Here is a 10,323-nt window from a genome sequence, read left to right as displayed (position 1 = left end):
GAGAAATGCTGCGGCCGCATGCTGAGCGGCGGCCCTTCGCGGGCGGGGTGACGCGCTGCTTGGCTGGGCGCGCTCGATCGATGCCGGCGAGAAGAAGGATTTCGCCGCCCGTCCGCAGCCCAGGCCGCCGCTCAGCATGCGGCCGCAGCATTTCTCGGTCACCGAGATCGAGACGCTGCGACGCGACCCCTACGCGGTCTATGCGCGGCGCATCCTCGGGCTCTCGCCGCTCGAGCCGTTGATCCGCGATCCGGGCGCCGCCGAACGCGGCACTTTGTTTCACGAGGTCCTGCATCTGTTCTCGCGGCGGGTGGAGGATCCAAGGGCGCCGAATGCGCTCTCGAGCCTCATCGAAGCCGGCCGCCTCTGTTTTGCCGAGGCAAAGCTTCCGCCGGACATCGAGGCTGTCTGGTGGCCGCGTTTCGAAAAGCTCGCCGAGAACATCATCGAGTGGGAGCACACCCGCGCCGATGCCGTCGCGAGGCGCTATGCCGAGGAACGCGCCGAGAAGACTGTGGTCGGCCGCACCGGCGTGACGCTGTCGGGCTATGCCGACCGCGTTGACCTGCTGGCCGGCGGCATGGCCGACATACTCGACTACAAGACCGGCTCCTCGCCCTCGAAAGCGCAGGCGCACACGCTTTTGTCGCCGCAGCTTGCGCTGGAAGGCGCGCTGCTCAGGCGCGGCGCGTTCAGGGAACTCGGCATCCGCGAGCCCTCGCAGCTTGCCTTCGTGCGGCTGAAGCCGAATGGCGAGGTGTTCGAGGAATCGATCCTCGAATACAACCGCAAGCCCCGCACCGCCAACGACCTTTCCGAGGAAGCCTGGGCGCGGCTAGAGCGGCTGCTGTTCCATTATGCCGACCCGACCACCGGCTATCTGTCGCGCGCCCTTCCCTTCCGCGAGGGCGAGGCGGACGGCGATTACGATCATCTGGCGCGTGTGCTGGAATGGTCGGCGGGCGGCGCCAGCCAAGACGAGGCGGAAGGATGAAATATCCGATCCCCTCCGATACGGCCGCCAGCCAGGCGCGCGCCTCGGATCCTGCCTATTCCGCCTGGGTGTCGGCCAATGCCGGCTCCGGCAAGACGCATGTCCTGGCGCAGCGCGTGATTAGGCTCCTGCTCAACGGCACTGATCCGTCGAAGATCCTGTGCCTGACCTACACGCGGGCTGCCGCCGCCAACATGTCGAACCGCGTGTTCTCGACCCTGTCCGAATGGACAGCGCTGCCCGATGCGGAGCTGGCGGTCAGGATCGCGGCGCTGGACGGCCGCGGCGCCGACCGCGACATGATGCGGCGCGCGCGCCGGCTGTTCGCCGAGGCGCTGGAGACGCCGGGCGGGCTGAAGATCCAGACCATCCACGCCTTCTGCGAATCCGTGCTGCACCAGTTCCCGCTCGAAGCCAACATCCCGGCGCATTTCGAGATGCTCGATCCGCAGATGGAGGCCTCGCTGTTCGCCGATGCCCGCCGCGACATGATCTCGGGCGCTGGCGCCGGCGACGAAGGCCTGGCGGAAGCCTTCGCCACCGTGCTGGAGCGCGGCGGCGAGTTCGGTCTCGATTCCCTGCTTGCCGAGATCGTCGGCAAGCGCGACGAGTTGCGCGATTTCATCGCCAAGCTCGGCAGGGATCGGGATTTCCGGCCGCTCTTCGCCGAATTCGGCTTCAGGCCGGGACAGACGGCCGAGGGCATCGCCGCTTCGCTATGGCCGCTGCCTGGCTTCGACCTCCGCCAGTTCGCCGAATTCGCGCAGGCCGCCGAAGCCGCGGACGCGCGGCAGGTGCTGAACAATGTCATCCCTTATGCCAGGGGCGCCTTCGCCGAAGCCGACCCGATCCGCCGGCTGCGGCTGCTGGCAAAGGCCTTCCTCAAGGCCGACGGCGACCCCTATGAGCCGGCCAAGATCTTCAAGAAGGCGCTGGCCGACCGGCTGCCGGATTTGCCCGACCGCTACCTTGCGACGGTCAAGGCTATCCTCGACGTGTCGGACCGGCTGGCGCTGTTCCGCATGCTGGAAGGCACGGCGGCGGCGCTCACCGTCGCGGGCTGGCTGATCGCGCGCTACGAGCAGCTGAAGCGCGGACGCGGCTTCCTCGACTTCAACGACCTCATCACCCGCACTGTGAGCCTGCTGTCACGGCCCGATGCCGGACCATGGGTGCAGTTCAAGCTCGACCAGGGCATCGATCATATCCTGCTCGACGAGGCGCAGGACACCAGCCCGGACCAATGGGAGGTGGTGAAGAAGCTGACGGAAGAGTTCTTTGCCGGGCTCGGCCAGCGCGAGGCAGTCAGGCGCACGGTGTTTGCCGTCGGTGACGAGAAGCAGTCGATCTACTCCTTCCAAGGGGCAGCGCCGGATTCCTTTGCTGAAAGCCGGCAGCTGTTTGCCGGGCGCGTGCGCGACGCCGAGGCCGCCTTCGCCAATCTCAAGCTCACCTGGTCGTTCCGGTCGAGCGACGATGTGCTGGCCGCGGTCGACCGCGTCTTCGCGGAACCCGGCGTGCGGCGCGGCATCAGCCACGATCCCGATCCGCTCAGCCACAAGGCGATCCGCAATGACGCGCCCGGCTATGTCGAGGTGTGGCCTTCGGTCGGCGCCGAAATGGTCGAGGAGCCGGACGATTGGACGCTACCGGTCAACCATGCCAGCGCCCCCGCGGTGCGCGTCGCCGAGCATGTCGCCACGACCATCCAGACCTGGCTCAAGCAAGGCGAGGTGATCGAAGGCAAGGGCCGGAAGCTGACCGCCGGCGACATCCTGGTGCTGGTGCGCAAGCGCGACCGCTTCGTCCATGCGCTGTCGCGCAGCCTGAAGAACCGGCAGATCCCGGTCGCCGGCGCAGATCGGCTCAGCCTGCCCGGCCATATCGCGGTGCAGGACCTGATCGCGCTCGGACATTTCCTGATTCAGCCGGAAGACGATCTTTCCCTGGCCGCGGTGCTGCGCAGCCCCATCTTCGAGGTCTCCGAGGAGACGTTATTGACGCTTGCCGGCCAAAGGCCGAAGGGCCAGTCGCTGATTGCCTCGCTCAGGCATCACGCGGCCGAGGATGTTTCCCTCGCCGCTGTTGTTAGCCGGCTCGATGGCTGGGCAACCGAGGTGGCGTTCAAGCCGGTCTTCGAATTCTACGCCGCGGCGCTGGCGCGCGACGGGCTGCGCCGCAAGATGACGGCGCGGCTTGGACCCGAAGCCGGCGACATCCTCGACGAATTCCTGAGCTTTTGCCTGGCCGAGGAACGGACCGGACTGCCGGGGCTGGAATCCTTCCTGTCGACGCTGGAGAATGCGGGCCCCGAGATCAAGCGCGAGATGGACCAGACGCGCGACGAGGTCCGCGTCATGACCGTGCATGCCGCCAAGGGCCTGGAAGCGCCGGTGGTCTTCCTCGTCGATGGCGGCTCCGCGCCGTTCAGCGACCAGCATCTGCCCAGGCTGATGCCGTTCGAGAGCTCAGGCGGGCAATGGAAAGGCAAGGGCTATCTGTGGCGCTCGGCCAGCGATGTCGCCAATGGCGTCTCGAAGGCGGCCTCGGTGCGGGCGCGCGAGCTGGCGGACGACGAATACCGGCGGCTGCTCTATGTCGGCATGACGCGCGCCGAGGACCGGCTGATCGTCTGTGGCTATCACGGCAAGCGGCAGCCCAGCCCCGGCACCTGGCATTCGATCGTCAGCCGCGCGCTGCTGGGCGCGCCAGAGAGTTCCGAGCGGCGTCATCCGGCGACGGCCGATGTGGCGGTGCATCGCTTCCATATGACGAAACTACCGCCGGTGGCGCTGGCGGAGGGCGTAGCCGAGCATCCAATCGAGCATCTTGCGCCGCTGCCGGACACCCTTTTCCAGCCGTTGCCGCCCTATGAGGAGCTGCCGCGTCCGCTTTCGCCCTCCGGCGCCTCGGCGCTGATCGAGGAAGCAAACGACGCTATTCCCGATACGCGCTCGCCGGTGCTCGACGCTGCCGCCGAGCCCGGCTTCGCGGTCGTGCGCGGCCTTGCCTTGCACAAATTGCTGCAGATGCTGCCCGGCATCGCCGAGACGGAAAGGCACGGTTCGGCCGAGCGCTACCTGGCGCGCACCGGCGCAGATTGGCCAGATGGTGAGCGCGACAGGGCGATGGATGCGGTGCTCTCCATCCTGTCCGACGACCGCTTCGGCGCGTTGTTCTCGCCGTCGTCCCGCGCGGAGGTCGCGATCATGGGCAGCCTGGAGGTGAAGGGCAGGCTGCGTTCCATCTCCGGCAAGATCGACCGGGTGGCTGTTACCCCGCAAAACGTGTCGATCGTCGACTACAAGACCAACCGGCCGGCCCCCAAAGACCTTGCCGAAGTGCCGCCCGCCTATGTGTTGCAGCTTGCGCTCTATCGCGCGCTGCTTGAGCCGCTCTATCCGGGACGCGCGGTGACGGCGGCGCTGCTGTTCACCGAGGCACCGCGGCTGATCGAGCTGCCGGCCAGGGCCATGGACGATGCCCTTGCCCGACTCACGGGAGCGTGACACAAGAACTGCTTGAACATCGCCGCCGCAACCACCACATTTGGGGCAACCCGAGTTTTCGAAAGGATTTCAGCATGGCCACCGTCAAGGTCGACAATGGCAATTTCCAGGCCGATGTGCTCAACGCCAAGGAGCCGGTCGTGGTGGATTTCTGGGCCGAGTGGTGCGGCCCGTGCAAGATGATCGGCCCGTCGCTGGAAGAGATCGCCAAGGAGCTCGGCTCCAAGGTGAAGATCGCCAAGCTCAACATCGATGAGAATCCCGAGCTTGCCGCGCAGTTTGGCGTGCGCTCGATCCCAACGCTGATGATCTTCAAGGGCGGCGAAGTGGCCGACATGAAGGTGGGCGCCGCGCCGAAGACGGCGCTGTCGCACTGGATCAACGGCGCTCTCGCCTGAGCCGGTCCGAAGGGTTCAAGATCAAGCCCGGCCATCGCGCCGGGCTTTTCTTTGGCGCCATCGCTCATGGCGCCCTGGCCCTGACGTTCGCGCCGGCCATCTCCTCTTCTACAAGAAAAGGAGAACGCGATGACCGGAACAGCCAAGGCCACAGTCCATGTCGACAATGAGCGCGTGATCGTCACCGAATACCGGTTCGCGCCGGGCGCCAACACCGGCTGGCACCGCCATGGTCACGACTATGTCGTCGTGCCGCTGATGGACGGCAAGGTAAAGCTGGTGACCAAGGACGGAGAATCCTTCGCCGAAATGAAGAAGGGGGCGCCCTATTTCCGTCGCGAGGGCGTCGAGCACGACGTCATCAACGCCAATGACGGCGAATACGCTTTTATCGAGATCGAGCTGAAGTAGGCGAGTTGGCTAGCCATCATCTGCCATCTTGATGGCTAAAGCCAATTGGCCTATATTCCCGTCAAACGGAGTTTCAAATGGCCGAACCTCAGCTCTCAGTCCGTAGCGCAAAGGCGCGGGACCTTGCTCACCGACTTGCTCGTCGAGAAAATCGCTCCATAGCCGATGTGGTCGAACGCGCGCTTGAATCCTATGAGGTTCGGGAAGCTGGACGCGAACCCGCCTCCACCTTCTACGCTCGCTTGGCGGCAGCGAATGGCACCGACATCGATCTGGAGAAAATCATCCGCGAAGACCGCAAGGTTCACACGGGGCCAGAACTTTGATCTTCGTGGATACCAATGTGATGTCGGAGACACTCAAGAAGGCACCCGACGCAGCCGTTTTGGCCTGGCTTGTACGGAACGATGCGGAGCTTGCCCTTCCCACTGTGGCGATTGGTGAAATCGCCTTCGGCATCCAAAAGATACGGCCTGACGAGCGCGCCAACCGCCTGGAGCAAGGGCTTTCCCAGTGGCGCCATCGCTTTGCCGACCGTATTTTTGGCCTGACGGAAGAGGCTGCCCTGGTTTACGGCGAGATCATGGGAGCCGCCAAGCGCCAGGGCCGAGGCATGTCGGCTCCCGACGGCATGATTGCAGCAATCGCTCGCGTCAACGGCGGTCGGCTGGCAACACGCAATCTGAGCGACTTCAGCGCCGCTGGCCTTGATTTAATCTCGCCGTGGGATTTCTGAGCTGCCCCTTGATCACCAGTCGGCGACGCAATCGCCGCCGGCGAACTGCGCGCTTTTGGCGGTATATTCGAAGAGCTCGATCCTCACGCCGTTGGGATCGCTGATCCAGGCCTGGTAAGTGTTGTCGCAGGCGAGCTTCTTCGGGGTGACCGCGACGCCTTGCGAGCGAATATGGGCGATCGCAGCCTCGATATCTTCCACCTCCAGGCAGAAATGGTTGATCTGGTTGCGGTCACTGTAGCTGGCCTCGTTCTTTTCGAACACCTCGACATAGCTGCGGCCGCCGCAATCGAGATAGAAGCCGAATATCCTGCCGTCGCGCAGGAAATTGAACCTTGTGTCCATGCCGAGCACATCGCGATAGAAGGAGCGCGTCGCCTCCAGGTCGTGCGCGAAGATGCAGACATGGGCGAGCTGCCTGACTTTGATCATGGCCGGTTCCTTTCGGCCCCCGCCGAAATCCGCAGCGCTGTCTCGACCTGGCCTCAGGTCGGCGGCGTGCCGTTTTCGGCCAGCACGGCGCCAGCGAAATAGAGCGAGCCGCCGATGAGAATCCGCGGCGCCGGGCCGTCCCAGGAGTCGCGCAGCAGCATCAGCGCGCTGGCGACGGAACTGACCGGCTCGGCCGACAGGCCGGCCTCTTCCGCACGCAATGCCAGCTCGTCATTCGGCACGCCGGCATCGCTGTTGCTCACCGGCACGGTGTAGACATGGCGGGCGAGGCCCTTGAAGGCGCTGAAATAGCCGGTCTGGTCCTTGGTGTTGATCATGCCGGAAATCAGCACCAGCGGCCTCGGATTCTTTTCCTCCTGCTCGGCCAGGGCCTCGGCGATGACGATGCCGGCGCCGGGATTGTGGCCGCCGTCCAGCCAGATGTCGGCCCCTTTCGGCGCAAGGTCCACCAGCTTGCCCTGCGTCAGCTTCTGCATGCGTGCCGGCCAGGCGACATGGGTCATCGCCCGCTCGGCGGCGCGATGGCCGATCTCGAAGCCGGCCGCCTTTACAGCGGCGATCGCGGCGGCGGCATTCGCGTACTGGTGCCGCCCAGGCAGGCGCGGCAAGGGCAGATCCATCAGCCCGTCCTCGTCCTGGTAGACCATGCGGCCGTTTTCCTCGAAAGCGAGGAAATCCTGGCCGTAGACAAAGGTCGGGCAATCCAACCGCTCGGCCGTCTCAATCAGCACCTGAAGCGCCGTCTCGCTTTCCTGGGCGCCGATCACCACCGGGCAGCCGCGCTTCATGATGCCTGCCTTCTCGGCGGCGATCAGCTCGACGCGGTCGCCGAGATAGGCTTCGTGGTCCATCGAGATCGGCATGATCACCGAAACGGCGGGCCGCTTGATGACATTGGTGGCGTCGAAACGGCCGCCGAGACCGACCTCGATGATGGCCGCCTCCGCCGGATGCTCCGAGAACAGGACGAAGGTGACGGCCGTGAGTATCTCGAAGACGGTGATCTTCTGGCCCTGATTGGCCTCGGCGACGCGCGCGATGGCCTCGGCGAAAACATCGTCATCGACGAGCTTGCCGCCGCCTTCGGCCGCCAGCCGGTAGCGTTCGTGCCAGTTCACCAGATGCGGCGAGGTATGGACGTGGACGAGATGCCCGGCCGCCTCCAGCAGCGCGCGCGAGAAGGCGGCGCAGGAACCCTTGCCGTTGGTGCCGGCGATGTGGATGACCGGCGGCAGCCGGTCCTGCGGATTGCCGAGGCGTTCGAGAAGCCGGGTGACGCGGTCCAGCGAAAGGTCGAAGCCCTTCGGATGCAGCGTCATCAGATGTTCGATTTCGCGTTCGGCGGAAAGCGTTGTCATGGCGAATCCTAACGCCTGACCCGGAGACCGGGAATCGGTCTCGGAACGGTCATATGCAAATAAGAGGCTACAGCAGACAACGCTCGGCGCAAATCGCGGTTCGCGGCGAACGATGTCGCGCCAGGCCGATATCGTGTCAGGCTTGTGGCCGTGACTCGGCGCCGACCACCGCCGGCGGCAGGATCTCCGGCTCCAGCGGCTTGTCGGCCGGCGGCACTTTGAGCAGCATCTTCAAGAGCCGGGAAATGGTCTGGCGCATCTCCAGCCGGGAGACGACCATGTCGACCATGCCGTGCTCCATCAGATATTCCGCGCGCTGGAAACCGTCGGGCAGCTTTTCGCGGATGGTCTGCTCGATGACGCGCGGACCGGCAAATCCGATCAGCGCGCCCGGCTCGGCGATATGGACGTCGCCCAGCATGGCGTAGGAGGCGGTGACGCCGCCGGTGGTGGGGTTGGTCAAAACGACGATATAGGGCAGGCCGGCTTCCTTCAGCCGGTCGACGCCGACCGTGGTGCGCGGCAATTGCATCAGCGAGAGGATGCCTTCCTGCATGCGGGCGCCGCCGGAAGCGGCGAACAGGATCAGCGGCCGCCTGCGCTGCAGCGCGACCTCGAAGGCGTGCACGATGGCTTCGCCGGCAGCCATGCCGAGCGAGCCGCCCATGAAGGCGAAATCCTGCACGGTGACGATGACCGGCAGCCCGTCGATGGTGCCGGCGCCGTTGAGGATCGCATCCTCGAGGCTGGTCTTGGCCTTGGCCTCCTTCAGGCGATCGGTGTAGCGCTTCTCGTCGCGGAACTTCAGCGGGTCCTGGACGACCTTGGGATTTTCCAGCACCTCGTATTTGCCGTCGTCCAAGAAGTATTTCAGCCGCTCCTTGGCCGAGATCTTCATGTGGTGCCCGGAGGCCGGGATGACGAACTGGTTGGACTCGAGGTCCTTGTGGAAGATCATCTCGCCGGTCTCGGGATCCTTGATCCAGAGGTTTTCCGGCATGTCGGTGCGCCGGCCGAGCATCGAATTGATCTTCGGGCGGACGTAATTGGTGATCCAGTTCATGGCTTCGGCTCCCGTCCTGGAAAGGACTTCACGCAATTCCAGGAAAAGTCTGTGGCGATTTTCCGTCCGGAACTGCTTGTAGAGGAATAGTCAGGCTATTCGGCGGCAGCAAGGCGGGCCGAACGGACACCCTGGGCGAGTCCGCTGACCAGCGTGGCGACGGCTTCGGCCGGATCGGCTGTCTTCTCGCCCTTCGGCCCCAGCACATTGGCGATCGCGTTGACGATCGCCGTGCCGACCACGACGCCGTCGGCCGAGGCGCCGATGACGCGCGCCTGCTCGGCGGTCTTGACGCCGAAGCCGACGCAGACCGGCAGCGCGGTGTGGCCCTTGATGCGGGTTACCGCCGTCGAGACCTTGGCGGTATCGGCCAGCGCCGAGCCGGTGATGCCGGTCATCGAGACGTAATAGACAAAGCCGGAGGTGTTTTCGAGCACCTTGGGCAGGCGCTTGTCGTCGGTGGTCGGCGTCGCCAGGCGGATGAAGTTGACGCCGGCTTTCAGCGCCGGAATGCAAAGCTCCTCATCCATTTCCGGCGGCAGGTCGACGACGATCAGGCCGTCGATGCCGCTTGCCTTGGCGTCGGCGAGGAAACGATCGACGCCATAGATGTAGATCGGATTGTAGTAGCCCATCAGCACGATCGGCGTCTCGTCGTCGCCGGCACGGAACTCGGATGCCATCTTCAGCGTCCTGGCCAGCGTCTGGCCGCCCTTCAGCGCCCGAAGACCCGCCGCCTGGATCGCCGGACCGTCGGCCATCGGGTCGGAGAAGGGCATGCCGAGCTCGATGACGTCGCTGCCGGAGACGGGCAGCGCTTTCATGATCGACAGCGAGGTCTCGTAATCGGGGTCGCCGCCCATGATGTAGGTGACCAGAGCCGGACGGCCTTCGGCTTTGAGCTTCGCCATGCGACGGTCGATGCGGGTGGTCATTGTCAAATCTCCATGCCCAGCATCTTCGCCACCGTATGCACGTCCTTGTCGCCGCGACCGGACAGATTGACGATGACGAGCTGGTCCTTGTCCATCTTCGGCACGATCTTCATCGCATGGGCGATGGCATGCGCCGATTCCAGCGCCGGGATGATGCCTTCGACCCGGGTGGTGAGCTGGAAGGCCTCCAGCGCCTCGTCATCGAGGATCGGCTCATACTGGACGCGGCCGGAATCGCGCAGCCAGGAGTGCTCGGGGCCGACGCCGGGATAATCGAGACCGGCCGAGATCGAGTGGCCGTCGAGGATCTGGCCGTCGGAATTCTGCAGCAGGTAGGTGCGGTTGCCGTGCAGCACGCCGGGCTTGCCGGCATTCATCGACGCGCAATGCTCGACGCCGTCGAGGCCGCGCCCGCCCGCTTCGATGCCGATGATGCGGACTTCCTTGTCGTCAAGGAAGGGATGGA

The 10,323-nt window shown here is 65.1% G+C and carries 9 protein-coding genes and 2 pseudogenes; 6 read left to right on the top strand and 5 right to left on the bottom strand.

What is annotated here, in order from left to right:
* Positions 1–25: 25 nt before the first annotated feature.
* The 6 genes and pseudogenes from EOA23_RS27050 to EOA23_RS27025 all read left to right on the top strand — a co-directional run.
* A pseudogene (locus EOA23_RS27050) lies at positions 26–994 on the top strand (PD-(D/E)XK nuclease family protein); the annotation flags it as partial.
* Positions 991–4,503, top strand: coding sequence for a double-strand break repair helicase AddA (addA, locus tag EOA23_RS27045; protein ID WP_127306391.1), 3,513 nt, complete (start codon positions 991–993; stop codon positions 4,501–4,503). The pseudogene EOA23_RS27050 and the gene addA, both read left to right, overlap by 4 nt.
* Positions 4,504–4,577: 74 nt before the next feature.
* Positions 4,578–4,901, top strand: a complete 324-nt coding sequence (gene trxA / locus EOA23_RS27040; RefSeq protein WP_042637583.1) for a thioredoxin — start codon at positions 4,578–4,580, stop codon at positions 4,899–4,901.
* 129 nt (positions 4,902–5,030) lie between these two features.
* Positions 5,031–5,312 carry a cupin domain-containing protein gene (locus tag EOA23_RS27035; RefSeq protein ID WP_040987071.1) on the top strand — a complete coding sequence of 94 codons (282 nt, stop codon included), beginning with the start codon at positions 5,031–5,033 and terminating at the stop codon, positions 5,310–5,312.
* A 77-nt stretch (positions 5,313–5,389) separates the two neighbouring features.
* Positions 5,390–5,638 carry a plasmid stabilization protein gene (locus EOA23_RS27030; RefSeq protein WP_127306390.1) on the top strand — a complete coding sequence of 83 codons (249 nt, stop codon included), beginning with the start codon at positions 5,390–5,392 and terminating at the stop codon, positions 5,636–5,638.
* Positions 5,635–6,048 carry a type II toxin-antitoxin system VapC family toxin gene (locus tag EOA23_RS27025; protein ID WP_127306389.1) on the top strand — a complete coding sequence of 138 codons (414 nt, stop codon included), beginning with the start codon at positions 5,635–5,637 and terminating at the stop codon, positions 6,046–6,048. Before EOA23_RS27030 ends, EOA23_RS27025 begins: the two co-directional genes overlap by 4 nt.
* A 12-nt stretch (positions 6,049–6,060) precedes the next feature.
* Here EOA23_RS27025 and EOA23_RS27020 read toward each other — a convergent pair whose 3' ends face one another.
* The 5 genes and pseudogenes from EOA23_RS27020 to EOA23_RS27000 all read right to left on the bottom strand — a co-directional run.
* Positions 6,061–6,480: a VOC family protein gene (locus tag EOA23_RS27020; protein WP_127306388.1), complete on the bottom strand. Its 420-nt coding sequence runs from the start codon at positions 6,478–6,480 to the stop codon at positions 6,061–6,063.
* A gap of 53 nt (positions 6,481–6,533) precedes the next feature.
* Complete coding sequence (locus EOA23_RS27015) at positions 6,534–7,859, bottom strand: folylpolyglutamate synthase/dihydrofolate synthase family protein (RefSeq protein WP_127306387.1); 1,326 nt, start codon at positions 7,857–7,859, stop codon at positions 6,534–6,536.
* 136 nt (positions 7,860–7,995) lie between these two features.
* Complete coding sequence (accD, locus tag EOA23_RS27010; protein WP_126063343.1) at positions 7,996–8,922, bottom strand: acetyl-CoA carboxylase, carboxyltransferase subunit beta; 927 nt, start codon at positions 8,920–8,922, stop codon at positions 7,996–7,998.
* A gap of 95 nt (positions 8,923–9,017) precedes the next feature.
* Positions 9,018–9,857, bottom strand: a complete 840-nt coding sequence (trpA, locus tag EOA23_RS27005) for a tryptophan synthase subunit alpha (RefSeq protein ID WP_127306386.1) — start codon at positions 9,855–9,857, stop codon at positions 9,018–9,020.
* Between the two features lie 2 nt (positions 9,858–9,859).
* Positions 9,860–10,323 (bottom strand): annotated as a pseudogene (locus EOA23_RS27000) (tryptophan synthase subunit beta); the annotation flags it as partial.

Origin of the sequence: Mesorhizobium sp. M2A.F.Ca.ET.042.01.1.1 (genome assembly GCF_003997405.1) — a bacterium.
Taxonomy (GTDB): Bacteria; Pseudomonadota; Alphaproteobacteria; order Rhizobiales; family Rhizobiaceae; genus Mesorhizobium.
Note: the sequence above shows the minus strand (reverse complement) of the source record. Positions and strands in the feature narration are given on the sequence as shown.

What these genes read in the sequence shown, in the direction of transcription:
- addA (WP_127306391.1), top strand. Translation starts at nt 991, where the DNA reads ATGAAATATCCGATCCCCTCCGATACGGCCGCCAGCCAGGCGCGCGCC.
- trxA (WP_042637583.1), top strand. Translation starts at nt 4,578, where the DNA reads ATGGCCACCGTCAAGGTCGACAATGGCAATTTCCAGGCCGATGTGCTC.
- EOA23_RS27035 (WP_040987071.1), top strand. Translation starts at nt 5,031, where the DNA reads ATGACCGGAACAGCCAAGGCCACAGTCCATGTCGACAATGAGCGCGTG.
- EOA23_RS27030 (WP_127306390.1), top strand. Translation starts at nt 5,390, where the DNA reads ATGGCCGAACCTCAGCTCTCAGTCCGTAGCGCAAAGGCGCGGGACCTT.
- EOA23_RS27020 (WP_127306388.1), bottom strand. Translation starts at nt 6,480, where the DNA reads ATGATCAAAGTCAGGCAGCTCGCCCATGTCTGCATCTTCGCGCACGAC.
- EOA23_RS27015 (WP_127306387.1), bottom strand. Translation starts at nt 7,859, where the DNA reads ATGACAACGCTTTCCGCCGAACGCGAAATCGAACATCTGATGACGCTG.
- accD (WP_126063343.1), bottom strand. Translation starts at nt 8,922, where the DNA reads ATGAACTGGATCACCAATTACGTCCGCCCGAAGATCAATTCGATGCTC.
- trpA (WP_127306386.1), bottom strand. Translation starts at nt 9,857, where the DNA reads ATGACCACCCGCATCGACCGTCGCATGGCGAAGCTCAAAGCCGAAGGC.